Source organism: Streptomyces pilosus, from assembly GCF_014649835.1.
Classification (GTDB): Bacteria; Actinomycetota; Actinomycetes; order Streptomycetales; family Streptomycetaceae; genus Streptomyces; species Streptomyces pilosus.
Genome location: NZ_BMTU01000008.1, coordinates 147,862 through 171,541, shown reverse-complemented (window position 1 = coordinate 171,541; position 23,680 = coordinate 147,862). Strand labels below are relative to the sequence as shown.

The 23,680-nt window shown below is 71.8% G+C and carries 28 protein-coding genes; 20 read left to right on the top strand and 8 right to left on the bottom strand.

Annotated elements, in window-relative coordinates; genetic code table 11:
* Positions 1 to 29 precede the first annotated feature (29 nt).
* From leuC to IE118_RS21185, 4 genes are all read left to right on the top strand, one after another.
* Positions 30 to 1,460 (top strand): 3-isopropylmalate dehydratase large subunit, encoded by a 1,431-nt coding sequence (gene leuC, locus IE118_RS21200; protein WP_189559556.1) that lies wholly within the window; start codon positions 30 to 32, stop codon positions 1,458 to 1,460.
* 6 nt (positions 1,461 to 1,466) lie between these two features.
* Complete coding sequence (gene leuD / locus IE118_RS21195) at positions 1,467 to 2,060, top strand: 3-isopropylmalate dehydratase small subunit (protein ID WP_189559555.1); 594 nt, start codon at positions 1,467 to 1,469, stop codon at positions 2,058 to 2,060.
* Between the two features lie 277 nt (positions 2,061 to 2,337).
* Positions 2,338 to 2,568 carry an SCO5555 family protein gene (locus tag IE118_RS21190; RefSeq protein ID WP_189559554.1) on the top strand — a complete coding sequence of 77 codons (231 nt, stop codon included), beginning with the start codon at positions 2,338 to 2,340 and terminating at the stop codon, positions 2,566 to 2,568.
* 136 nt (positions 2,569 to 2,704) lie between these two features.
* Complete coding sequence (locus IE118_RS21185) at positions 2,705 to 3,343, top strand: HU family DNA-binding protein (protein ID WP_189559553.1); 639 nt, start codon at positions 2,705 to 2,707, stop codon at positions 3,341 to 3,343.
* Positions 3,344 to 3,451: 108 nt separating this feature from the next.
* Here IE118_RS21185 and IE118_RS21180 read toward each other — a convergent pair whose 3' ends face one another.
* Entirely contained in the window at positions 3,452 to 3,655 is a 204-nt protein-coding gene (locus IE118_RS21180) for a hypothetical protein (RefSeq protein ID WP_037933223.1), read from the bottom strand.
* Positions 3,656 to 3,664: 9 nt separating this feature from the next.
* Positions 3,665 to 4,303 (bottom strand): 2-phospho-L-lactate guanylyltransferase, encoded by a 639-nt coding sequence (gene cofC / locus IE118_RS21175; protein ID WP_189559552.1) that lies wholly within the window; start codon positions 4,301 to 4,303, stop codon positions 3,665 to 3,667.
* Positions 4,304 to 4,476: 173 nt separating this feature from the next.
* Here cofC and IE118_RS21170 point away from each other — a divergent pair, with 173 nt between their 5' ends.
* From IE118_RS21170 to IE118_RS21160, 3 genes are all read left to right on the top strand, one after another.
* Positions 4,477 to 5,274 carry a lysophospholipid acyltransferase family protein gene (locus IE118_RS21170; protein WP_189559551.1) on the top strand — a complete coding sequence of 266 codons (798 nt, stop codon included), beginning with the start codon at positions 4,477 to 4,479 and terminating at the stop codon, positions 5,272 to 5,274.
* The gene (locus IE118_RS21165) at positions 5,271 to 6,281 is read left to right on the top strand and encodes an NAD(P)H-dependent glycerol-3-phosphate dehydrogenase (RefSeq protein WP_189559550.1); all 1,011 of its coding nucleotides are present in this window, start codon (positions 5,271 to 5,273) and stop codon (positions 6,279 to 6,281) included. Before IE118_RS21170 ends, IE118_RS21165 begins: the two co-directional genes overlap by 4 nt.
* A gap of 82 nt (positions 6,282 to 6,363) precedes the next feature.
* Positions 6,364 to 7,524, top strand: a complete 1,161-nt coding sequence (locus IE118_RS21160) for a D-alanine--D-alanine ligase family protein (protein ID WP_189559549.1) — start codon at positions 6,364 to 6,366, stop codon at positions 7,522 to 7,524.
* Between the two features lie 18 nt (positions 7,525 to 7,542).
* On the opposite strand, the gene IE118_RS21155 is transcribed toward IE118_RS21160, so the two are convergent.
* Together IE118_RS21155 and IE118_RS21150 are read right to left on the bottom strand one after the other, a co-directional pair.
* Positions 7,543 to 8,052, bottom strand: a complete 510-nt coding sequence (locus IE118_RS21155; RefSeq protein WP_189559548.1) for a DUF3515 domain-containing protein — start codon at positions 8,050 to 8,052, stop codon at positions 7,543 to 7,545.
* 20 nt (positions 8,053 to 8,072) lie between these two features.
* Positions 8,073 to 8,306 (bottom strand): Lrp/AsnC family transcriptional regulator, encoded by a 234-nt coding sequence (locus IE118_RS21150; protein WP_052579718.1) that lies wholly within the window; start codon positions 8,304 to 8,306, stop codon positions 8,073 to 8,075.
* 206 nt (positions 8,307 to 8,512) lie between these two features.
* Between IE118_RS21150 and IE118_RS21145 the strand changes: the two genes are divergently transcribed.
* The gene (locus tag IE118_RS21145) at positions 8,513 to 9,478 is read left to right on the top strand and encodes a thiamine-phosphate kinase (protein ID WP_189559547.1); all 966 of its coding nucleotides are present in this window, start codon (positions 8,513 to 8,515) and stop codon (positions 9,476 to 9,478) included.
* A complete protein-coding gene (thiD, locus tag IE118_RS21140) occupies positions 9,475 to 10,296 on the top strand; it encodes a bifunctional hydroxymethylpyrimidine kinase/phosphomethylpyrimidine kinase (RefSeq protein WP_189559546.1) in 822 nt (273 codons plus the stop codon). The genes IE118_RS21145 and thiD overlap by 4 nt, the downstream gene beginning before the upstream one ends.
* 57 nt (positions 10,297 to 10,353) lie before the next feature.
* Here thiD and IE118_RS21135 read toward each other — a convergent pair whose 3' ends face one another.
* Both IE118_RS21135 and rpmB read right to left on the bottom strand, forming a co-directional pair.
* Positions 10,354 to 11,085, bottom strand: a complete 732-nt coding sequence (locus tag IE118_RS21135; protein WP_189559545.1) for an alpha/beta fold hydrolase — start codon at positions 11,083 to 11,085, stop codon at positions 10,354 to 10,356.
* A 142-nt stretch (positions 11,086 to 11,227) separates the two neighbouring features.
* Positions 11,228 to 11,413: a 50S ribosomal protein L28 gene (gene rpmB, locus IE118_RS21130; RefSeq protein ID WP_004924906.1), complete on the bottom strand. Its 186-nt coding sequence runs from the start codon at positions 11,411 to 11,413 to the stop codon at positions 11,228 to 11,230.
* A gap of 267 nt (positions 11,414 to 11,680) precedes the next feature.
* On the opposite strand from rpmB, the gene fakA reads away from it, so the two are divergent.
* From fakA to mutM, 9 genes are all read left to right on the top strand, one after another.
* Entirely contained in the window at positions 11,681 to 13,348 is a 1,668-nt protein-coding gene (gene fakA, locus IE118_RS21125; protein ID WP_189559544.1) for a DAK2 domain-containing protein, read from the top strand.
* Positions 13,349 to 13,464: 116 nt separating this feature from the next.
* Complete coding sequence (gene recG, locus IE118_RS21120; protein WP_189559543.1) at positions 13,465 to 15,672, top strand: ATP-dependent DNA helicase RecG; 2,208 nt, start codon at positions 13,465 to 13,467, stop codon at positions 15,670 to 15,672.
* 50 nt (positions 15,673 to 15,722) lie between these two features.
* The gene (gene rsmD, locus IE118_RS21115; RefSeq protein WP_189559542.1) at positions 15,723 to 16,310 is read left to right on the top strand and encodes a 16S rRNA (guanine(966)-N(2))-methyltransferase RsmD; all 588 of its coding nucleotides are present in this window, start codon (positions 15,723 to 15,725) and stop codon (positions 16,308 to 16,310) included.
* Between the two features lie 26 nt (positions 16,311 to 16,336).
* Positions 16,337 to 16,816: a pantetheine-phosphate adenylyltransferase gene (coaD, locus tag IE118_RS21110; protein WP_189559671.1), complete on the top strand. Its 480-nt coding sequence runs from the start codon at positions 16,337 to 16,339 to the stop codon at positions 16,814 to 16,816.
* A gap of 110 nt (positions 16,817 to 16,926) precedes the next feature.
* The gene (locus IE118_RS21105; protein ID WP_189559541.1) at positions 16,927 to 18,033 is read left to right on the top strand and encodes a F0F1 ATP synthase subunit B; all 1,107 of its coding nucleotides are present in this window, start codon (positions 16,927 to 16,929) and stop codon (positions 18,031 to 18,033) included.
* A 150-nt stretch (positions 18,034 to 18,183) separates the two neighbouring features.
* Entirely contained in the window at positions 18,184 to 18,828 is a 645-nt protein-coding gene (locus IE118_RS21100) for a YceD family protein (protein ID WP_189559540.1), read from the top strand.
* A gap of 2 nt (positions 18,829 to 18,830) precedes the next feature.
* Positions 18,831 to 19,004 carry a 50S ribosomal protein L32 gene (gene rpmF / locus IE118_RS21095; RefSeq protein ID WP_003951102.1) on the top strand — a complete coding sequence of 58 codons (174 nt, stop codon included), beginning with the start codon at positions 18,831 to 18,833 and terminating at the stop codon, positions 19,002 to 19,004.
* A 19-nt stretch (positions 19,005 to 19,023) separates the two neighbouring features.
* Entirely contained in the window at positions 19,024 to 19,842 is an 819-nt protein-coding gene (gene rnc, locus IE118_RS21090; RefSeq protein WP_189559670.1) for a ribonuclease III, read from the top strand.
* 88 nt (positions 19,843 to 19,930) lie between these two features.
* On the top strand, positions 19,931 to 20,791 hold the full coding sequence (mutM, locus tag IE118_RS21085) for a bifunctional DNA-formamidopyrimidine glycosylase/DNA-(apurinic or apyrimidinic site) lyase (RefSeq protein ID WP_189559539.1): 861 nt from the start codon (positions 19,931 to 19,933) through the stop codon (positions 20,789 to 20,791).
* Here mutM and IE118_RS21080 read toward each other — a convergent pair.
* Together IE118_RS21080 and IE118_RS21075 are read right to left on the bottom strand one after the other, a co-directional pair.
* Positions 20,764 to 21,165 (bottom strand): winged helix-turn-helix transcriptional regulator, encoded by a 402-nt coding sequence (locus IE118_RS21080; RefSeq protein WP_189559538.1) that lies wholly within the window; start codon positions 21,163 to 21,165, stop codon positions 20,764 to 20,766. The two genes, mutM and IE118_RS21080, sit on opposite strands and share 28 nt — an antisense overlap.
* A 76-nt stretch (positions 21,166 to 21,241) precedes the next feature.
* On the bottom strand, positions 21,242 to 22,600 hold the full coding sequence (locus IE118_RS21075; protein ID WP_189559537.1) for a CAP domain-containing protein: 1,359 nt from the start codon (positions 22,598 to 22,600) through the stop codon (positions 21,242 to 21,244).
* A gap of 176 nt (positions 22,601 to 22,776) precedes the next feature.
* Between IE118_RS21075 and IE118_RS21070 the strand changes: the two genes are divergently transcribed.
* Entirely contained in the window at positions 22,777 to 23,058 is a 282-nt protein-coding gene (locus IE118_RS21070; protein WP_189559536.1) for an acylphosphatase, read from the top strand.
* Between the two features lie 388 nt (positions 23,059 to 23,446).
* The gene (locus IE118_RS21065) at positions 23,447 to 23,650 is read left to right on the top strand and encodes a hypothetical protein (RefSeq protein ID WP_030852030.1); all 204 of its coding nucleotides are present in this window, start codon (positions 23,447 to 23,449) and stop codon (positions 23,648 to 23,650) included.
* Positions 23,651 to 23,680: the final 30 nt, after the last annotated feature.

Here is a 23,680-nt window from a genome sequence, read left to right as displayed (position 1 = left end):
CGCACCACGCGCCGGCCGGAGGGAAAGCGATGGGTAGGACACTCGCGGAGAAGGTCTGGGACGACCACGTCGTCCGGCGCGCCGAGGGCGAGCCCGACCTCCTCTTCATCGATCTGCACCTGCTGCACGAGGTGACCAGCCCGCAGGCCTTCGACGGCCTCCGCAAAAACGGCCGCCCGGTGCGCCGTCTCGACCTCACCATCGCCACCGAGGACCACAACACCCCGACCCTCGACATCGACAAGCCGATCGCCGACCCGGTCTCCCGGGTCCAGCTGGAGACGCTGCGGAAGAACTGCGCCGAGTTCGGCGTCCGGCTGCACCAGCTCGGCGACGTCGAGCAGGGCGTCGTCCACGTCGTCGGCCCGCAGCTGGGTCTGACCCAGCCCGGCATGACCGTCGTCTGCGGTGACTCGCACACCTCCACGCACGGCGCCTTCGGCGGACTCGCCTTCGGCATCGGCACCTCCCAGGTCGAGCACGTCCTGGCCACCCAGACGCTGCCCATGGCCCGCCCCAAGACCATGGCGATCACGGTCAACGGCGCACTGCCCGACGGTGTCACCGCCAAGGACCTGATCCTGGCGATCATCGCGAGGATCGGCACCGGCGGCGGCCAGGGCTACGTCCTGGAGTATCGCGGCGAGGCCATCGAGAAGCTCTCGATGGAAGCCCGGATGACCATCTGCAACATGTCGATCGAGGCCGGCGCCCGCGCCGGCATGATCGCCCCCGACGAGACGACGTTCGCCTACCTGGAGGGCCGCCCGCACGCCCCGAAGGGCGAGGACTGGGACGCGGCCGTCGCCTACTGGAAGACGCTCAGGTCCGACGACGACGCCGAGTTCGACGCCGAGGTCGTGATCGAGGCCGCCGAACTGTCGCCGTTCGTCACCTGGGGCACCAACCCGGGCCAGGGCGCCCCGCTGTCGGCCGCCGTCCCCGACCCGGCTTCGTACGAAGACGCCTCGGAGCGGCTCGCCGCCGAAAAGGCCCTGGAGTACATGGGGTTGGAAGCCGGCCAGGAGCTGCGCTCGATCAACGTGGACACCGTCTTCGTGGGCTCCTGCACCAACGGCCGCATCGAGGACCTGCGCGCCGTCGCGGACATCATCAAGGGCCGCAAAGTCGCCGACGGCGTACGCATGCTGGTCGTCCCGGGCTCCGCGCGGGTGGGTCTGCAGGCCGTCTCCGAGGGCCTGGACGTGGTCTTCAAGGAGGCGGGCGCCGAGTGGCGGCACGCGGGCTGCTCGATGTGCCTGGGCATGAACCCCGACCAGCTCGCCCCTGGTGAGCGCTCCGCCTCCACCTCCAACCGCAACTTCGAGGGCCGGCAGGGCAAGGGCGGCCGCACCCACCTGGTGTCCCCGCAGGTCGCCGCCGCCACGGCGGTCCTCGGCCACCTGGCCTCCCCGGCCGACCTCGCCGACGCCGACGCCCGTACGCCCGCTGGAGTCTGATCAGTCATGGAAGCATTCACCACCCACACCGGCCGGGCCGTCCCGCTGCGCCGCAGCAACGTCGACACCGACCAGATCATCCCCGCCCACTGGCTCAAGAAGGTGACCCGCGACGGGTTCGAGGACGGACTGTTCGAGGCCTGGCGCAAGGACCCGGAGTTCGTGCTCAACCGCCCCGAGCGCGAGGGCGCGACCGTGCTGGTGGCCGGCCCCGACTTCGGCACCGGCTCCTCCCGCGAGCACGCCGTCTGGGCACTGCAGAACTACGGCTTCAAGGCCGTGATCTCCTCCCGCTTCGCCGACATCTTCCGCGGCAACTCGCTGAAGAACGGACTGCTCACGGTGGTCCTGGACCAGAAGATCGTCGACGCGCTGTGGGAGCTCACGGAGGCGGACCCCACCGCCGGGATCACCGTCGACCTCCAGGCCCGCGAGGTGCGCGCCGAGGGCGTCACGGCCTCCTTCGAACTCGACGAGAACTCCCGCTGGCGGCTGCTGAACGGGCTCGACGACATCTCCATCACGCTGCAGAACGAGGCGGACATCGCCACGTACGAGGCGAAGCGCCCGTCGTTCAAGCCGAGGACGCTCACCGCCTGAGCCGCCGCCGCGGCCGAAGTCCTCACCGGAGGTCGACTTTCGGCCACCGCACACCCCACCCGTACCCCCGATCGGTCCGATCGGGGGTACGGCCGTGTCTGCACCCGTTCGGCCCTGCGCGCCCTCTTGAGCGCCCCCAACTTGCCACGTTATGAAGGTGATTGCCGGGGTACACGTGTCACGTGTGCGTGATCCCCGGGTGTGCGCGGAAGGCCGTCGGAGGCGGCAGTTGCCCCCTGGGCAGGCGACAACTCGCCCCAGATGGCACAATCTGTGCATGGAACACGACGGCCAACTCCAGCTCTATGCGGCGGTCGCGGTCCGGCTCAAAGAAGCGCACGCAAGAGTGCGCGCACTGCAAGTCCCGGAGGGCGTACGGATGGCGCTGGCCCGGAAGCTGCTGGTCATTACGGCCGCGGCCAAGCACGATCTCGCCGGTGCGGAAAGGCGTCTGGACCGGTTCACCGCGGACCTCGACGCGGGTCGATTCCCCGAAGAGGAACGCTGAACCGTTCGTGACAACCGAGTCCGTTGCGGCACAAGGGTGATTAGCCCGTTTCGTGTTTGATTTGCGGTATATATCTGCCTAACGTGCGAAAAAGCTTGAACACTTTCGTTCTGGCGATGTCTCCGAAGGGGAAGACGTGAACAAGGCGCAGCTCGTAGAAGCGATTGCCGACAAGGTGGGCGGCCGCCAGCAGGCCGCCGACGCCGTCGACCACGTACTGGACGCCATCGTCCGCGCGGTCGTCGCGGGGGAGCGGGTCTCGGTCACCGGCTTCGGTTCGTTCGAGAAGGTCGACCGCCCGGCCCGCTACGCCCGCAACCCCCAGACGGGCGAGCGGGTTCGGGTCAAGAAGACCTCCGTCCCGCGGTTCCGCGCAGGTCAGGGTTTCAAGGACCTGGTGAGCGGTTCGAAGAAGCTGCCGCGCGGCGGCGAGGTCTCGGTCAAGAAGGCCCCCAAGGGCAGCCTGACCGGCGGCGCTTCCGCGACGGTGAAGAAGGCGGCGGCGAAGAAGACCACCGCCAAGAAGGCCGCCGGGGCGAAGAAGACGGCCGCCAAGAAGACCACCACCGCGAAGAAGGCGCCCGCGAAGACGGCCGCCAAGACCGCGGCGAAGAAGGCGCCCGCCAAGACCGCGGCGACCGCGAAGACGGCCGCCGCGAAGAAGACGACCGCCAAGAAGGCGCCGGCGAAGAAGGCGACGGCCACCAAGGCCCCCGCCAAGAAGTCGACCGCGCGCAAGACCACGGCGAAGAAGACCACCGCACGCAAGAAGTAGCGGTCTCTCCCGCCCCTTCGGACACGTCGGGCGAGCGGCTCTCACGCGCCGGGCCGGACTCCTGCGAGGAGTCCGGCCCGCGGTGTGTCCGGGCGGCCGCGGCCGCCGTCAGAACGTCTGGAGCGTCACCAGCGTGATCCGCCGGGCCTCGCCCTCGCCCTCGGTCTCGACGCGCACCCGCTGCCCGGGACGCAGCAGCCGCAGGCCCCCCGCGTCGAACGCCGGGGCGTCGAAGGGCACCGGGGTGCCGTCGTCCAGCAGCACCTGACCGCTGCGGCTGTCGGGGTCGTAGGTGTACGCGGTGGCCTGCATGGCGGCAGCCTACTGCTCCGCCGTCAGCAGCCGCGCGGCGACCGCGGCCGTGCGGGGGCCCACCCCGAGCGCCAGCGCCGCCCGCAGATCGTCCCCGGTGTCCACGTCCTGCCGTACCGAATCCACCGCGTCGGGGAGGAGTTCCACGGCTCCGGACTCCCGGTGCCGGGCCCGCGAGGCGGTGCCGAAGTGCGGACGCAATTCCCGCCCCCGGCCCGCGGCCAGCAAAGTGGTGCCGATCTCGGCGGCATCGGGGAGAAAAGCGCGCGGGAATTCGGCCGCGGCGTCGAGAACGCGGGCCAGTTCCGACGGGCGCAGCGCCGGCAGGTCGGCGTTGAGGGCCGCGACGCGGGCCGCGCGCCGGGAGGAGACCACCACCGCCGCGGCGTGTGCAAGGGCCGCGTTCAGGCCGTCGCGCGGCTCGTCGGGGACGATGCCCGCCCCGAGCGCGGCCAGCTCGCGGGAGGCCAGGGCGTCGTCGGTGACGACCACCACATCCCGCACCGCCGGGCATTCCAGCGCGGCCGCCACGGTGTCCTGGGCGAAGGCCAGGGCGAGACCGGGGCGCAGGCCGTCGTCCGCGGTGTCCGAGAGCCTGCTCTTGGCCCGGTCCAGCGGCTTCAGGGGTACCACCAGGGTCCACTGCACGAGTGTTACGTCCCTCTCTTGTCGCGGTCATTCTCACCCGGCACCCCGGGAGGTAAGAGGGTCGGGGCGTACGGTGTCCTCGACAGACCGACGGGCCGGGGCGACACTTGTGCGGCCCGCCCGGCCCGGGGGCCGGGCCCGGGGCATGTCGTTCGAAAGAGGAAGGTGTACTCGTGCCGCGCCGCAGAATCGGCTTCTGGTACCGCTTCGCAGCGGTTCTCTGCAAACCGCCGCTGGTGGTTCTGCTCAAGCGGGACTGGCGCGGAATGGAGAACATTCCGGCCGAGGGCGGATTTATCACCGCGGTGAACCACAATTCGCACATCGATCCCTTCGCCTACGCACACTTTCAGTACAACACCGGACGTGTTCCGCGATTCCTGGCGAAGAGCGGCCTTTTCAACAAGGGATTCATCGGCGCCGCGATGCGCGGCACCGGACAGATTCCGGTCTACCGCGAGAGCTCGGACGCGCTCAGCGCCTTCCGGGCCGCGATCGACGCCGTGGAGCGCGGCGAATGCGTCGCCTTCTATCCCGAGGGCACCCTCACCCGCGACCCGGACGGCTGGCCCATGACGGGCAAGACCGGTGCCGCGCGCGTCGCGCTGCAGACCAAGTGCCCGGTGATCCCGGTCGCCCAGTGGGGCGCCAACGAACTGCTGCCGCCGTACGCCAAGAGGCCCAGCCTGCTGCCGCGCAAGACCAGCAGGGTGCTGGCCGGGCCGCCGGTGGACCTCGACCGCTTCTACGACCGCGAGATGACACCGGAGCTGCTCAAGGAGGCGACCGAGGTCATCATGGCCGCGGTCACCGTCCAGCTCGAGCGGATCCGCGGCGAGAAGGCACCCGGGACGCCCTACGACCCGCGCAGCGAGCGGATCGAGCAGCGCCGCAGGACGCACAGGCAGACGCGGCACGAACGGACGCGCGGCGGCAGGGCCACCGCGCGGGAGGAAGGGCTGGGCACGTGAGCAAGCCGGTCAAGGCGGCCGTCTTCGGTACCGGATCATGGGGGACGGCCTTCGGCATGGTCCTCGCCGACGCCGGATGCGACGTCGTGCTGTGGGGGCGGCGCCCCGAACTCGCCGAAGCGGTCAACTCCACCCGCACCAACCCGGACTACCTGCCGGGCGTCGAGCTCCCGGAGAACCTGCGGGCCACCGCGGACGCCGCCGAGGCGGCGCGCGGCGCCGACTTCACCGTCCTCGCGATCCCCTCGCAGACGCTGCGCGGCAACCTGGCCGAGTGGAGCGAGCTGCTCGCGCCCCGCACGGTCCTGGTGTCCCTGATGAAGGGCATCGAACTCGGCTCCGCGATGCGGATGAGCGAGGTGATCGACGACGTCGCCAAGGTCGGCCGCGAGCGCATCGCCGTGGTCACCGGCCCCAACCTGGCCCGTGAGATCGCCGCCCGCATGCCGGCCGCGTCCGTGGTCGCCTGCACCGACGGGGACGTCGCCCGGCGGCTCCAGACCGCCTGCCACACCCCGTACTTCCGGCCGTACACCAACACCGACGTCATCGGCTGCGAGCTGGGCGGCGCGGTGAAGAACGTGATCGGGCTGGCCGTCGGCATCGCGGACGGCATGGGACTCGGCGACAACACCAAGGGCTCGCTGATCACGCGCGGCCTCGCCGAGACCACCCGGCTCGGTGTCGCCCTCGGCGCCGACCCGCTGACCTTCTCGGGCCTCGCGGGCCTGGGCGACCTGGTCGCCACCTGCTCCTCGCCGCTGTCCCGCAACCACACCTTCGGCACCAACCTCGGCAAGGGGCTGACGCTGCAGGAGACCATCGCGGTCACCAAGCAGACCGCCGAGGGCGTCAAGTCCTGCGAGTCGGTGCTGGATCTGGCCCGCCGGCACGACGTCGACATGCCGCTCACCGAGACGGTCGTCTCCATCGTGCACGAGGGCAAGCCCCCCGTGGTCGCCCTGAAGGAGCTCATGTCGCGCAGCGCGAAGCCCGAACGACGCTGAGCGACAGCCCCCTCCGTTCGGCTCACGCGCGGCGTTGCGGGCACTGACTCCCGGCTCTGCCAGCGGGTACTCTCAACGCGATATGAGCACCGAGAACCTCCCCCAGAGCCCCGAGCCGCAGCCGTCCCGCAAGCCGCGTGTGGCCGTCGTGTTCGGCGGGCGCAGCTCCGAACACGGGATCTCCGTGGTCACCGCCGGCGCCGTCCTCAAGGCCATCGACCGGACCAGGTACGACGTCCTGCCGATCGGCATCACCCAGGACGGGCGCTGGGCGCTCACCGCGGACGAGCCGGACCGCATGGCGATCACCGACCGGCGTACGCCCAGCGTGGACCAGCTCGCCGACTCGGCGGACGGTGCCGTGGTGCTCCCCGTCGACCCCGCGGACCGCGAGGTCGTCTACAGCGAGCCGGGCTCGGTGCCCAAGGCCCTCGGTCAGGTCGACGTGGTCTTCCCGGTGCTGCACGGCCCCTACGGCGAGGACGGCACCCTGCAGGGTCTGCTGGAGCTCTCCGGTGTCCCCTACGTCGGCTCGGGCGTGCTCGCCTCGGCCGTCGGCCAGGACAAGGAGTACATGAAGCGGGTGTTCACCTCCTTCGGGCTCAAGGTCGGCCCGTACCTGGTGATCCGGCCGCGGGAGTGGGAGCAGGACGAGTCCGCCGCCCGCAAGAAGATCATCGGCTTCGCCGGTGAGCACGGCTGGCCGCTGTTCGTGAAGCCCGCCCGCGCGGGTTCGTCCATCGGCATCACCAAGGTCGACGACCTCTCCGGCCTGGACGACGCGATCGCCGAGGCCCAGCGCCACGATCCGAAGATCCTGGTGGAGGCGGCGCTGCGCGGCCGTGAGATCGAGTGCGGGGTGCTGGAGTTCGAGGACGGTCCGCGCGCCTCGGTGCCCGCCGAGATCCCGCCGCCCGATGCGCACGCGTACTACGACTTCGAGGCCAAGTACATCGACTCCACGCCCGGCATCGTGCCCGCGCCGCTCACCGAGGAGGAGACGGCCGAGGTGCGCCGGCTCGCCGTCGAGGCGTTCGACGCGGCGTCCTGCGAGGGGCTGGTCCGCGCGGACTTCTTCCTCACCGAGGACGGCGAGTTCGTGATCAACGAGATCAACACCATGCCCGGTTTCACCCCGATCTCGATGTACCCGCAGATGTGGCAGGCCACCGGCGTGAGTTACCCCGAGCTGGTGGACCGGCTGGTGCAGGCGGCACTGCGCCGGTCGACCGGGCTGCGCTGAGCGGCCCCCCGGCACGCCTCAGGAGGCGATCCCCTCGGGGATCGCCTCCTTGATGCCCGGGGCGAGATCGATGAGTACGCCCGTGCTGTCCCGCCCGTCGGTCACCCGGACCTCGACGTACGCCTCGCGGTTGGCGGTGGTGAAGCGGTACGCACCGTCGTCCCGCTTCTCCATCAGCCAGTCCACCCCGTCGACCCCGCCCGGCACCGCGTCGGCGTCGCCGCCGTTGGCCACCTCGGGGTCGGCCATCTTCGGGGGCCGTTCCACCCCGCACCGCAGTATGATCGCCACGCCGCCCCAGCCCGCGGTCAGTTCGGACGCGGGTTCGGGATCGTCGCGACTCTCACCGTCCACCGTCGCCGGCAGGACCTCGTCCAGGTCCTGACACAGCTCGGTGACCTTCGCGTCCGGGCTGGGAACCGCCGCGGACGCGCCGTCGTCTGCTGAGGAGCAGCCCGCGGCGGTGATCAGCACCGCGAGCGCGGACAGGGCGGACAGGGCGGTGCGCCGGTGACGGAAGGAGTTCACCGGCCCAGGGTAGACGGGGGCTACAGATGGACGACCGGGCAGGTCAGGGTGCGGGTGATGCCGTCCACTTGCTGGACTTTGGCAACCACCATGCGGCCCAGGTCGTCGACGGTGTCGGCCTGGGCGCGCACGATGACGTCGTACGGTCCGGTCACGTCCTCGGCCTGGATGACTCCAGGGATCTTGCCGATCAGATCGGCGACGGTCGACGCTTTGCCGACCTCCGTCTGGATCAGGATGTACGCCTGTACCACGGAACCTCCAGGGCGGCCACGAGGATCATGTGGGGAAAAGGAACGCCACGGTATCGCGTCGCCGCTCGTCGCGGGGAGACCTGCGGGAACCGGGCCTCGCGCGCCGGGGTGCGGGCGCGACGGAAGTTGACGGTCACACCGACCGTAGCGGGGCCCCTGGGGACTCGCGACCGGGCACGCACAGGGACAGAAGGGGCGCAAGGGTCATGAAGGGCACTGTTGGTGAGCTCGGCGAGTTCGGGCTCATCAGGGAGCTCACCTCCCGTCTCACCACCACCCCGGCGGTCCGGGTCGGACCCGGCGACGACGCCGCGGTGGTCTCCGCACCGGACCGCAGGGTCGTCGCCAGCACCGACATCCTGCTGGAGGGACGGCACTTCCGGCGCGACTGGTCCACGGCCTACGACGTCGGCCGCAAGGCCGCCGCGCAGAACCTGGCCGACATCGCCGCCATGGGCGCCGTGCCGACCGCGCTGCTCCTCGGCCTCGTCGTCCCGGCCGAACTGCCGGTGACCTGGCCCAGCGAGCTGATGGACGGCCTGCGTGACGAGTGCCAGGTGGCCGGTGCCGCGGTCGTCGGCGGCGATGTGGTGCGCGGGGACACGATCATGGTGTCGATCACCGCGCTCGGCGACCTGCGCAACCAGGAGCCCGTCACCCGCGGCGGAGCCCAGCCCGGCGACCTCGTCGCGGTGACCGGCTGGCTGGGCTGGTCCGCGGCCGGACACGCGGTGCTCTCGCGCGGGTTCCGCTCGCCGCGCGCCTTCGTCGAGGCGCACCGGCGCCCCGAGCCGCCCTACCACGCGGGACCGGCCGCCGCCGGTCTCGGCGCCACCGCCATGTGCGACGTCAGCGACGGACTGATCGCCGACCTCGGGCACATCGCCGAGGCCAGCAAGGTCCGCATCGACGTCCGCTCCGGCGCCGTCGACATCCCCTCGCAGATGAACGACATCGGCCAGGCCGTCGGCGTCGACCCGATGCAGTGGGTGCTGACCGGGGGAGAGGACCACGCGATCGTGGCGACCTTCCCGCCGGACGTGAAACTGCCGGCCCGCTGGAAGGTGATCGGCGAGGTGCTGCACCCCTCGGCGCTGCCCCAGGTGACGGTCGACGGGGCACCCTGGACCAGCCAGGGCGGCTGGGACCACTTCGGGGACATCGAGTCGTGAGCGCGCCGCCCAGGGTCCTCACCGTCGCCGGCTCCGACTCCGGCGGCGGCGCCGGCGTCCAGGCCGACCTGAAGACCATGCTCGCGCTCGGGGTGCACGGCATGAGCGTGCTCACCGCGGTGACCGCGCAGAACTCCCTCGGCGTGCAGGGCGCCTGGGAACTGCCGGTGGAGGCGGTACGGGCCCAGTACCGCAGCGTCGTCGACGACATCGGCGTACAGGCCGTCAAGACCGGCATGCTGTCCTCCGCGGACCTAGTCGAGGCGGTCGCCGACCTGATCTCCGCCACGGACGCGCCCGCGGTGATCGACCCGGTGGGCGTCTCCAAGCACGGGGACCCGCTGCTCGCCTCCTCCGCACTGGACTCCGTGCGCACCCGGCTGCTCCCGGTGGCCACGGTGGCCACACCGAACCTGGACGAGGTGGCACAGCTCACGGGCGTACGGGTGGCCGCCGAGTGGGATCTGCGGAAGGCGGCGCGGGCGGTACTGGAGTTCGGGCCGCGCTGGGTGGTGATCAAGGGCGGTCATCTCGCGCCCGACTCGGCCGAGGCCGTCGACCTCCTGACCGACGGCACCCGGGAGCACTGGCTGCGCGCGCCCCGCCACGACAACCGCCACACCCACGGCACCGGCTGCACCCTGGCGTCGGCGATCGCCTCGGAGCTGGCGAAGGGCTCCCCCGTCCCGGAGGCGGTGGCGACGGCCAAGCGGTACGTGACGGGTGCGATAGCCGCCGGCTTCCCCCTGGGTGCGGGGATAGGCCCGGTGCACCACGCCTGGAACCTGCGTCCGCCGCACCACGGGGACGACGCGTGAGGTGACACCCGGCCCTCCGGCGCGCGGGCGGGTGCGGTGGCACCCGCTCCGACGCGGTCAGCCGCGCACGGGAAGCTCCCGGGCGAAGCGGCGCACCGCGTCGGTGAAGGCATCCGGGTCGTCGAAGTTCGCCAGGTGCCCCGCCCGCGGGATCAGTTCGACGCGGGCCCGCGGGTGCGCCCGCGCGAAGTCCCTCTCGCCGGACCGGAAGACGGTGTCCTTCTCGCCGTTCAGGAGGAGCACGGGAGCCGCCACGTCGCGCATCGCCTCCGCGCCGAAGCGGCCCAGCACCTCGCCCCAGGCGGCCGGCAGGGTGTGGAAGGCGTAGCCGGAGCGGATGGTCGCCTCCACCACCTCGGACGGGTAGAGCCGGTGCAGCAACCGGTCGTTCCACCGGGCCAGCCGGTCCGCCGGCAGCCGGGGGACGAGCCCGGCGACCCACCGGTAGGGCGCCGCCCACGGTCCCCGGGTCGAGGCGCTGGCTCCCGCGAGGACCAGGCCCCGCAGCCGTTCGGGGCGGCGCCGCGCGAACTCCAGCGAGGCGTAGCCGCCGAGCGAGTGCCCGACGACCAGGGCCGGTCCGCCGTGCAGGGAGTCCACCGCGGAAGCGATGACCTCCGTCGCCGCGGCCAGGCCCCACGGCTCGGCGGAGCGGGCGCCGTGACCGGGCAGGTCGACGGCGGCCACCGGGAACTCCTCCCGCAGTGCGGCCAGCTGCGGGCTCCACTGCCCCGCGCTGAACCGCGTCCCGTGCACGAAGACGATGGGCGGCGTGCCCGCTGCCGTCATGAGTCCCCCCGGATCGGTCGGCTTCCCGGACGGACCCTACCGGCGGGCCGTCCCCGCGCGGGCACAGCAAGAAGCCGGCCCACCCAGGGGTGGACCGGCTGTTGCGGCGAAACCGGCTATGGCCGCGCGCTCAGCGAAAGCGTCAGCGCGAGACCTTGCCGGCCTTGATGCACGAGGTGCAGGCGTTCACGCGCTTCGGCGTCCCGCCGACCACGGTACGCACACGCTGGATGTTCGGGTTCCAGCGGCGGGGCGTACGGCGGTGCGAGTGCGAGATGTTGTTGCCGAAGCCCGGCCCCTTGCCGCAGACGTCGCAGTTGGCAGCCACGGGTCACTCCAAAGACTTCAGATGCACTTACGGTTGATCCCGGCATGCCGGGATCGAGATCGAGGACTCCAGGAGCCCTGTGGATCTGAGTGGCGGTGCCAGGGGGAGAGGCCCGATCGGATCGGGCAACCGGAGCAGCATACAACGGCTGCACCCGTAGAACGAAACTACCACGGCAGCTCAGGGCCCTGCCCACGGCCCTCTTCCGGCGGGCAGGGCCCCACGGACTACGCTGCCTGCCACGGCCGGCAGCTCAGGGAGGCGCAGGTGGCGCAGGTGCCGCAGACATTCTTCGATGCTCTCGCGGTGCGCACCTGGTGCGGTCTCGCGCTCGACGCGCTGGGGCGGGCCCGGGAGGAGATCGACGCGATCAACGTCTATCCCGTGGCGGACGGCGACACCGGAACCAACCTCTACCTGACCGTCGAATCCGCGGCCGCCGCGGTGGAGGCGGTGTTCGACGGCCACGCGGCGGGCGGGGCCGGGGGACCGGGGCCCACCCTGGCCGACGCGGTGCGCGCGATGGCGCACGGGGCGCTGATCGGCGCCCGCGGGAACTCCGGCACGATCCTGGCGCAGCTGCTGCGCGGCATGGCCCAGGTGCTGGCCGGCGACGAAGCCCTCGCGCACGCCGACGGCCAGGGGCTGCGCCGTGCCCTGTGCCGGGCGGCCGACTCCGCGCGCCTGGCGGTGGCGCACCCCGTCGAGGGCACCGTTCTCACCGTGGCCGCCGCAGCCGCCGACGCCGCCGCGACGACGGAGGGCGACTGCGGGGCGGTGGCCCGCGCGGCCCTCGACGCCGCCCGCGCGGCCCTCGCCGAGACACCCGACCGGCTGCCCGTGCTGCGCCGCGCGGGAGTGGTCGACGCCGGCGGCAGGGGACTGGTGGCGGTACTCGCGGCGCTCGTGGGGACGTTCACCGGCGAGACCCCGCGGGACCCGCGCGCCCGCGCCGCGGCCCGCGAGGACGCCGTCGCGTGTGCGGACGGCGCCGTGGTGCCGGAGTCCGGGGGGCCCGCCTTCGAGGTGATCTACCTGCTCGAGGCCGACGACGCGGCCGTCGCGCGGCTGCGGGAGCGACTGGACGCGCTGGGCGACTCGCTCGTGGTCGTCGGCGGGGACGGACTGTGGAACGTCCACGTCCACGTGGACGACGCGGGCGCCGCCGTGGAGGCCGGCGTCGAGGCCGGACGGCCCTACCGGATCCGGATCACCCACTTCGGCGCCGGGGACGTCCGTACGACGGGCGCCGAGCGGACCCGGGGGGAACGCGCCCAGCGGGCGGTCGTCGCCGTCGTGCCCGGGGAGGGCCTGGCGGGGCTGTACGCCGAGGCGGGCGCCACGACCGTGCTCGCCCGCCCGGGAGAGCCGCCCGCGAGCGGCGAACTCGTCCAGGCGGTGCGGCGGGCGCACGCGCGCGAGGTGGTGCTGCTGCCCAACGACGCGGAACTGCGCCACACCGCCGCCGCGGCGGCCGAGCAGGCCAGGGCCGAGAACATCAGGGTGGCCCTCATCCCGACCCGTTCCGCGGTCCAGGGCATCGCGGCGCTCGCGGTGCACGAACCGGAGCGCCGCTTCGACGAGGACGTGGTGTCGATGACGTCGGCGGCCGGCGCGACCCGCTACGCCGAGGTCACCGTCGCCGAACGGCAGTCCTGGACCATGGCGGGCATCTGCCAGGCGGGGGACGTCCTCGGACTGATCGACGGTGACGTCGCCGTCATCGGACAGGACGTCACGGCGGTCGCCGGTGCCGTCCTCGACCGCATGCTCGCGGCGGGCGGGGAACTGGTCACCCTGGTGCTCGGCGACGACGCCCCCGACTCCGTCGCCGCCCGCCTGCGGTCCCGGGTCCGCGAGGGCTACCTCGCCGTCGACACGGTGGTGTACCACGGCGGAAGACAGGGCGCCGTCCTGCTCATCGGCGTCGAATGACCCCCGGCCCGCGGGAGCGCCGGCGGCCCGGCCGGCCGGGCGGGGTCACGGACCGCCCTTGACGTCCGTCCGGAACGGCGTCCGCGGTCCACACGATGTCAGTCCCGTGGTGTCCAATGGATCTCGTGCCCGCACTGGAAGAACCACTGAAGAAGGTGCTCGGCCCCGCCACCGCGAAGGTGATGGCCGAGCATCTCGGCCTGCACACCGTCGGCGACCTGCTGCACCACTACCCCCGCCGGTACGAGGAGCGCGGCCGGCTCACCCACCTCGCCGACCTCCCCATGGACGAGCACGTCACCGTGGTCGCCCAGGTCGCCGACGCCCGGCTGCACACGTTCGCCTCGTCCAGGGCTCCGCGCGGCAAGGGCCAGCGCCTGGAGGTGACGATCACGGACGGCAGCGGCCGGCTGCAACTGGTGTTCTTCGGCGCCGGGGTCCACAAACCGCACAAGGAACTCCTGCCGGGCACACGCGCGATGTTCGCCGGAAAGGTGTCGGTCTTCAACCGGCGCCTGCAACTCGCGCACCCCGCCTACGAGTTGCTGCGCGGTGAGGGCGAGGAGGCGGTCGAGACCTGGGCCGGTTCCCTCATCCCTATCTACCCCGCCACCGCCAAGCTGGAGTCCTGGAAGATCGGCAAGGCGCTCCAGACGGTGCTGCCCAGCGCCCAGGAGGCCGTCGAGCCGCTCCCGGAGTCCCTCCGCGAGGGCCGCGGACTCCTCCCGCTCCCCGAGGCCCTGCTGAAGATCCACCGCCCGCACACCAAGGCGGACGTCGAGGACGCCCGCGCCCGCCTCAAGTGGGACGAGGCCTTCGTCCTCCAGGTCGCCCTCGCCCGCCGTCGCCACGCCGACGCGCAACTTCCCGCCGTGGCCCGTCGCCCCAAGCCCGACGGACTCCTCGCCGCCTTCGACGACCGCCTCCCCTTCACCCTCACCGAGGGCCAGCGGAAGGTCTCCGCGGAGATCTTCACCGACCTCGCCACCGAACATCCCATGCACCGCCTGCTTCAGGGCGAGGTGGGCTCCGGGAAGACCATGGTCGCCCTGCGCGCCATGCTCGCCGTCGTCGACGCGGGCGGGCAGGCGGCGATGCTCGCGCCCACCGAGGTGCTCGCCCAGCAGCACCACCGGTCGGTCACCGAGATGATGGGCGAGCTGGCCGAAGGGGGGGTGCTCGGAGGAGCGGAGGACGCCACCAAGGTGGTGCTGCTCACCGGATCCATGGGAGCCGCGGCCCGGCGCCACGCCCTGCTCGACCTGGCCACCGGCGAGGCCGGCGTCGTCATCGGCACCCACGCGCTGATCGAGGACAAGGTGCAGTTCCACGATCTGGGCCTGGTCGTGGTGGACGAGCAGCACCGCTTCGGGGTGGAACAGCGCGACGCCCTGCGCGGCAAGGGGAAGCAGCCCCCGCACCTGCTCGTCATGACCGCCACGCCCATTCCGCGCACCGTCGCCATGACCGTCTTCGGCGACCTGGAGACCTCCGTCCTCGACCAGCTCCCCGCCGGGCGCTCGCCGATCGCCAGTCACGTCGTCCCCGCCGCCGACAAGCCGCACTTCCTCACCCGCGCCTGGGAACGGGTGCGCGAGGAGGTGGACAAGGGCCACCAGGCGTACGTGGTCTGCCCGCGCATCGGCGACGAGGAGGACGACCCGAAGAAGTCCGGCAGGAAGAAGTCCGCCGAGGACGAGGCCGAGAAGCGGCCCCCGCTCGCGGTCCTGGACGTCGCGGAACAGCTCGCCCGGGGGCCCCTGCGAGGACTCCGCGTCGAGGTCCTGCACGGGCGCATGCCGCCCGACGACAAGGACGCCGTGATGCGCCGCTTCGCCGCCGGCGAGACCGACGTCCTGGTCGCCACGACCGTCATCGAGGTCGGGGTCAACGTGCCGAACGCCACCGCGATGGTGATCATGGACGCCGACCGCTTCGGCGTCTCCCAGCTGCACCAGCTGCGCGGCCGCGTCGGCCGCGGCTCCGCGCCCGGCCTGTGCCTGCTGGTCACCGAGATGCCCGAGGCGAGCGCGGCCCGGCAGCGGCTGAACGCCGTCGCCTCCACCCTCGACGGCTTCGAGCTCTCCCGCATCGACCTGGAACAGCGCCGCGAGGGCGACGTGCTGGGCCAGGCCCAGTCCGGCACCCGCTCCAGCCTGCGCATGCTCGCCGTCATCGAGGACGAGGACGTCATCGCCGAGGCGCGCGAGGAGGCCGCACGGGTCGTCGCCGCCGACCCGGAGCTGACCGGCCTGCCCGCCCTGCGCACCGCCCTGGACGCGCTGCTGGACGAGGAGCGCGAGCAGTACCTGGAGAAGGGCTGACAGACTGGGGAACGGCCACCCACCAGCACACACCGACAAGGACCGAGGACATGACTCGCGTGATCGCCGGCACGGCCGGCGGACGCCGCCTGGCCGTCCCGCCGGGACAGGGGACCCGCCCGACCTCCGACCGGGCGCGCGAAGGCCTCTTCTCCACCTGGCAGTCGCTGCTCGGCGGACCGCTGGACGGCGAACGCGTCCTCGACCTGTACGCCGGTTCCGGCGCCGTCGGCCTGGAAGCGCTGTCCCGCGGCGCCGGACACGTCCTGCTGGTCGAGGCCGACGCCCGCGCCGTCCGCACGGTCCGGGAGAACGTGACGACGCTCCGGCTGCCCGGCGCCGAGGTGAGATCCGGCAAAGCGGAACAGATCATCCGCACGGCGCCCCCGCAGGAGCCGTACGACCTCGTCTTCCTCGACCCGCCCTACGCCGTCTCCGACGGCGATCTCCGGGAGATCCTGCTCACACTCCGCTCGGGGGGCTGGCTCACCGAGGACGCCCTCGTCACCGTGGAGCGCAGCACCAGAGGCGGCGAATTCGCCTGGCCGCCCGGTTTCGAGGCGGTCCGGGCCCGTCGCTACGGCGAGGGAACGTTTTGGTACGGTCGCGCCGCCTCTACGTGCGAAGACGCACGATGACCGGACCGGAGAGCGAGGGATCAACTGTGCGCCGCGCCGTATGCCCCGGGTCGTTCGACCCGATCACCAACGGACACCTCGACATCATCGCCCGGGCCTCCCGGCTGTACGACGAGGTCTACGTCGCGGTGATGATCAACCAGTCCAAGAAGGGGCTGTTCGAGATCGAGGAGCGGATCGACCTGATCCGCCGGGTCACCGCCGAGTACGGCAACGTCCGGGTCGAGGCCTTCCACGGCCTCCTGGTCGACTTCTGCAAGCAGCGCGACATCCCCGCCATCGTCAAGGGCCTGCGCGCGGTCAGCGACTTCGACTACGAACTGCAGATGGCCCAGATGAACAACGGCCTCTCGGGCGTGGAGACCCTCTTCGTCCCCACCAACCCCACCTACAGCTTCCTGTCCTCCTCGCTCGTCAAGGAGGTCGCGGCCTGGGGCGGCGACGTGTCCCACCTGGTGCCGCCGGAGGTCCTGGGCGCCCTCACCGAACGCCTGCGCAAGGACTGACCCGGCGCGCGGGCCGCGGGCCTTCGGACGGCCGGTGTCCACCGGGCGTCCCGGAGCCGTACAGTCGTCCCGTCCGTCTCCAACACAGCTGTAGAGAGTGGCGAGCACAGGTGGACGTGCAGAAGAAGCTGGACGAGATCGTCGCCGCGGTCTCCGGTGCCCGGTCGATGCCCATGTCGGCCTCGTGCGTGGTCAACCGCGCCGAACTGCTCGCGATGCTCGACGAGGTGCGCGCGGCGCTGCCCGACTCCCTCGCCCAGGCGCAGGAGTTGATCGGCGGCCGGGAGCAGATGGTGGAGCAGGCCCGCCAGGAGGCCGAGCGCATCATCGAGAGCGCCCACGCCCAGCGGGGCTCCCTGGTCTCCGACACCGAGGTCGCCCGCCGCTCCCAGTCCGAGGCCGACCGGATCCTCACCGAGGCCCGCAAGGAGGCCGAGGAGATCCGCGCGGAGGCCGACGACTACGTCGACTCCAAGCTCGCCAACTTCGAGGTCGTCCTCACCAAGACCCTCGGCTCCGTCGGCCGCGGCCGCGAGAAGCTGCTCGGCACCGGACCGGGCGTGGACGAACAGGGACACGAGGACGAGGACGCCCCCGAGCGCAGCCACGACCCCGAGACCCTGCGCCGGACCGCCGACGAGTACGTCGACGTCAAGCTCGGCGCCTTCGAGGCGGTCCTCGCCAAGACCCTGGAAGCGGTCGGCAAGGGCCGGCAGAAACTGCACGGCCGGATCGCCTCAGACGACCTCGGCGCCCTCGCCGACGACCTCACCTCCGTCCAGCACTCCAGCGACGCCGACTACCTCGCCGACCTCGCGTCGGTCGCCGATCAGGGCGCTCCGCCCAGGCCGCCCCGGCAGCCCGAACCGCAGCAGCCGGCGCAGCCCCCGTACGCCCAGCCCGAGCCCGCCTACGGCTACCAGCAGGCGGACCCCTACGCCGGCTACCAGCAGCAGTACGGCGACCAGCAGCAGTACGGCGACCAGCAGCAGTACGGCGACCAGCAGGCGGCGTACGGCTACCAGCAGGCCGACCCGTACGCGGCCTACCAGGGCTACGACGCCGGGACCCAGGCGTACGACCCGCAGCAGGCCCAGCAGGCCCAGCAGGCCCAGCAGGCCCAGCAGGGGTACGCGCTGGACGAGACGAGCCTCTTCGACACCAGCATGATCACGCCGGAACAGCTGCGTGCCTACGAACGCGAGCGGGGCCTGTAGGGGCGGATTGGGCCGAGAGCGAAAGGTCCAGTATCCTGGCTCTTCGGTCGCGTGTGCGCTTGCGCTGCCTGCGTATACGTCCGCGAACCGTGCTGCCCGGGAAGTCCGTACGGCAGCGATCCCCTGAGCTCGAAAGACCGAAAGACAGGAATGGCTCTGAACGCCCGCCTCGACCACCGCAACCCCCTCGTGTTCGACACGCACGAGCTGGGACGGCGGCCCGGTGCGCTGCAGCGCCTGAACCGTACGGTCGACGCCCCGCAGGACCTCGGGATCGCCGGGGTCGTCGGGGTGCCGGAAGGCGCCCCGGTGGAGCTCGAACTCCGGCTCGAGTCGGTCATGGAAGGTGTGCTCGTCACAGGCACCGCCCGTGCGAAGGCCGAGGGGGAGTGCGTAAGGTGTCTGGAGCCGCTGGAGCTGGAACTCCAAGCGGACTTCCAGGAGCTGTTCTCGTACCCTGACGCCGACGACCGGGGCCGCGTGATCGCGGAACCGGGCGACGACGCCGAGGACGACGAGGACAGGCTCTTCCTCGAGGACGGCATGTTCGACCTCGAGCCGGTGCTGCGCGATGCGGTGGTGCTCGCACTGCCGATGCAGCCGGTGTGCCAGGAAGACTGCCCGGGCCTGTGTTCCGCGTGCGGAGCACGGCTCGCTGACGACCCGGACCACCACCATGATGCCGTCGACATCCGTTGGGCGGCTTTGCAGGGACTCGCCGACACCATGTCGGACGGCGAGAAGGACGAGATGAGCGGCGCCGAACCGGGCGTCGACGAGAAGCAGGAGAAGTAGCCGTGGCTGTTCCGAAGCGGAAGATGTCGCGCAGCAACACGCGCCACCGCCGGTCGCAGTGGAAGGCTGCGGTCCCCACCCTGGTTGCGTGCGAGCGCTGCCACGAGCCCAAGCAGCAGCACATCGCGTGCCCGTCTTGCGGCACTTACAACAAGCGCCAGGTCCTCGAGGTCTGAGCGGCTGGTGAGAGGCACTGTGTCCACGCCGAAGAAAAACTCTGCGGACAACCAGGCCTCGTCCCACACGCTTCTGGAAGGGCGGCTCGGCTATCAGCTCGAGTCCGCCCTTCTGGTGCGTGCGCTGACCCACCGTTCCTACGCGTACGAGAACGGCGGTCTGCCGACGAACGAGCGGCTGGAGTTCCTCGGGGACTCCGTGCTCGGCCTCGTCGTCACGGACACGCTGTACCGCACCCACCCCGACCTGCCCGAAGGCCAGCTGGCCAAACTGCGGGCCGCGGTGGTCAACTCGCGTGCGCTGGCGGAAGTGGGCCGCGGGCTGGAACTGGGCTCCTTCATCCGGCTCGGCCGTGGTGAAGAGGGCACGGGAGGCCGGGACAAGGCATCCATCCTCGCCGACACCCTCGAAGCGGTGATCGGCGCCGTCTACCTCGACCGGGGCCTCGACTCGGCGGCGGAGCTGGTGCACCGCCTGTTCGACCCCCTGATCGAGAAATCCTCGAACCTCGGTGCCGGCCTGGACTGGAAGACCAGTCTCCAGGAGCTCACCGCGACCGAAGGACTCGGAGTCCCCGAGTACCTGGTCACGGAGACCGGCCCGGACCACGAGAAGACCTTCACTGCTGCCGCCCGCGTCGGAGGCGTCTCGTACGGCACCGGCACCGGCCGCAGCAAGAAGGAGGCGGAGCAGCAGGCCGCCGAGTCCGCGTGGCGGTCCATCAGGGCCGCGGCGGACGAGCGCGCCAAGGCGGCGGCGGAGGCCGAGGAGGCCGTCCGGACCGCCGAGGCCGAAGCCTCCGGCAAGAGCGCCGACGCCCCGTCGGCCTCCGCCTGAGATCAGTTCGTCCCGAGCGCCCGCCCCGACCCGGGGCGGGCGCTCGGCGCTGGGCCCGCCCCGGCACACCGGTTCCTGGAGGATGACGATGCCCGAGCTGCCCGAGGTCGAGGTCGTACGGCGCGGACTCGAGCGGTGGGTCGCCCACCGGACCGTCGCCGACGCCGAGGTGCTGCACCCGCGGGCGGTACGCCGCCACCTCGCCGGCGCCGGCGACTTCGCCGACCGGCTCAAGGGTCACCGCGTCGGCGTCCCCAGCCGGCGCGGCAAGTACCTGTGGCTGCCGCTGGAGGACACCGGACAGTCGGTGCTGGCCCACCTCGGGATGAGCGGCCAGCTCCTGGTCCAGCCGCACGGGGCGCGGGACGAGAAGCACCTGCGCATCCGCGTCCGCTTCGACGACGCCCTGGACACCGAGCTGCGGTTCGTCGACCAGCGCACCTTCGGCGGCCTGTCGCTGCACGACAATACCCCCGACGGCCTGCCCGACGTCATCGCCCACATCGCCCGGGACCCCCTCGACCCGCTGTTCGACGACGAGGCCTTCCACCACGCGCTGCGCCGCAAGCGGACCACCATCAAGCGGGCCCTGCTCGACCAGTCACTGATCAGCGGCGTCGGCAACATCTACGCCGACGAGGCGCTGTGGCGCTCCCGCATCCACTACGAACGCCCGACGGCCGGCTTCACCCGCCCGCGCACCCTGCTCCTGCTGGGGCACGTCCGGGACGTCATGAACGCGGCCCTCACCGCGGGCGGCACCAGCTTCGACAGCCTCTACGTCAACGTCAACGGCGAGTCCGGCTACTTCGACCGTTCCCTGGACGCCTACGGCCGTGAGGGGCTGCCCTGCCGCCGCTGCGGCACACCGATGCGCCGGCGGGCCTGGATGAACCGGTCCAGCTACTTCTGCCCGAGGTGTCAGCGGCCGCCGCGCGTCTCGTCGTAGCGCTCGCGGGCCCGCAGCACGGTGTCCATGCTGCCCTCGACGTACCGGATGAGGGACAGCAGACGCTCCGCCACCTCGCGGCCCAGCGGGGTCAGTTCGTAGTCCACCCGGGGCGGGTTCGTGGGCTGGGCCTCACGGTGCACCAGCCCGTCGCGCTCCAGCGCGTGCAGGGTCTGGGACAGCATCTTCTCGCTCACGCCGTCGACCCGCCGGCGCAGCTCGTTGAACCGCAGCGAACCCTCGTACAGCGCGCCCAGCGTCAGCCCGCCCCACCGCCCGGTCACATGCTCCAGCGTGCCGCGCGAGGGACACGCCCGGGCGAACACGTCGAAGTCCAGATCCCGCTCCTCCGCCCGCGGCTCCGTGGTCGTCATACCCCCAGGCTACGTCACAACAGCGCACACCGACAGAGTGCGCTAACCCAGGGTGAGCGCACTCCGCCGGTCCCGCTCAGTAGCCGAAGTTCTGCGTCCACCACGGGCCGCCGGGGCCCATGTGGACGCCCACGCCCAGGGTCTTGAAGTCGCAGTTCAGTATGTTCGCCTTGTGGCCGGGGCTGTCCATCCAGGCCTGCATCACGGCCTCCGCGTCGGCCTGGCCGCGGGCGATGTTCTCGCCGCCGAGGCCGCTGACGCCGGCGGCCTTGGCCCTGTCCCAGGGGGTGTCGCCGTCGGGGTCGGTGTGGTCGAAGAAGGCGCGCCGCGCCATGTCGTCGCTGAACGCCGTGGCCAGATCGGTCAGCGCACCGCTCGCGGTGACGGGGCTGCAGCCGACCTTGGCCCGCTCGGCGTTGACCAGGCGGAGGACCTCGGCTCCCGCGGCGGCCTCCGCGGACGAGGGTGCCGGGGTGTCGGGCTTCTTCTCGGGCTCCGGTGTCGCCTTGCGGGCGGGCGCCTTCTCCGCGGTCCTCTCCGGGGTGGCCGCGGGCTTCTCCTCCTCCCGCGGCTTCTCCGCCTCCGCCTCCTCCTTCTCCGCGGGCTGGGTCGGCGAGGCCGGTGCGGAGGGGGTCGCGGACGGTGCGGGCGAGACGGAGCGGTCGGCGTCCCGGCTGGCGGGGGTGCCCGCGTCCCGGCCGGGGGACTCCACGCTGCCGGAGGTGCCGCCCTGCTCGGTGGGCAGACTCGTCGCCGCGTCCCCGGCCTGCACTTCCTCGCCGGGGGAGGTCTCGCCGCCGAGCTTGTAGTTCTCCAGGCCCGGGACCGCGCCGGTGGCCACCGCGATCGTGCCGATGGCCATGGCGGCGGACACACCGAGCAGGCCGGTGCGGACCGGTGTGGCGGCCTTCTTCTTGCGCCGCCGGCTCCCGCCGCCCGGTCGGCCCGGCTCGTCGGCCGCGACGCCCCGGGGGGAGGGGAAGGAGCCGAGATCGCCGAGGTCACCACGGGTGGTGTAGGCGTCGCCCACCGAGAAGCTCTCGTGTGCGGCGAAGCGGTCGTGCGCCGCGAAACCGTCCGCGGTGAAGCTGTCGTGCGGGAGGCCGTCGTGCGGGAGTCCGTCACCGGCGACGGCGTGACCGGGCCGGTCCTGGCCCGTGGAGAAGCTGCTGTCCGGGAAGCCGCCCCTGGTGAAGTCGGCGCCGGCGGAGTACGCGCCGCCGGCGTCCGTGGCGTAGAGGTACGCCTCGCTCCTCGCGTACGTCTCGGCGTAGGCCTCCGGGTTCAGGTACGGCGCCGTGCCCATCGTGGGCGGTCCGCCGGCCCGGTCGCCCAGGGTGTCCGGACCCGCGTCGTGGAGGTCGTCGTGGTGAGCGACCCCGGTGGCGCGGCCCGTGGCGGCGCGGCCGGCGGCGGAGCGTCGGTGGCGTCCCATGTCCTGGCCTTCCTCGTCCTTGCGGTCGACTCGTCTTCGCGACCAGCCCGAAACTCGATGATCACAAAACTCACACCAACGAGTGAGTTTCATATGAGATTTATGGGTGGGGACGGTACCGCATGACGCCAGGGGGCGGAGTGCCCGGTGTGACTTTGTCCGGTTAGGTTGCAGCCATGAGTAAGGATGTGCGACTGGTCGCCTGGGTGCGGGGACGTGTCCAAGGTGTGGGTTTCCGCTGGTTCACCCGTGCCAAGGCCCTGGAGATCGGCGGCCTGAGTGGCTTTGCTCTCAATCTGGGCGACGGCAGGGTCCAGGTCGTGGCCGAGGGCTCCCGGGAACGCTGCGAGGGACTGCTCGACTGGCTCCAGACCGGCGACACGCCCGGACACGTGGACGGAGTCACCGAGATCTGGGACACACCCCGCGGTGGCTACGACGGCTTCGCCATCCGCTGATCCGGCCCGCCGGAGCCACGCCCGCGGGGCCCGGCCGGGCCCCGCGACGGACGGTCGCGGAGGGAAACCTCCTGGTGACCGCGGAGAACGGCTTGCCACGGGAGGCGACGGCCGCCAAGATGATCGCCACGTCCCGAGGACCCGTGAGAGTCGCGACGCCGCCGCGTGCCGGCCGTAAGCGCCCCGTTGTCCGCCAATACGGGGCGTGATCGTGTTGACCCTCAAACTTTTTGGTGAGACTCTGAAAGTCCCCGCGCACCTCAGCTGTTTGGCATGGCTGAACGGCAGCACGACTAGCAGGACTCCAGGCATGCCAGGCATCGCGGGTGCGAATCCCTGACGACCCACACCGCATCGGTCGGTCACTCATTGTGGAGGACCATCCATCATGGCAAAGGCGCTTCTCGGTTACGTCGGCGGCTCCGACCCGCGACTCCTCGCCGAGATGCGACGGCTCCAGCAGCGCGTCCAGGACCTGGAATCCGAGCTCGGACGGATCCAGGCGGAGAACGAGGCGCTGACGGCTGCCGCTTCTCACGACAGGATCATGGAGAGCGTTGACGCACACCAGGCGGAGCCTGCGCTCACCTGATCACTGCATCGCTCGACGAACAGCACCGGC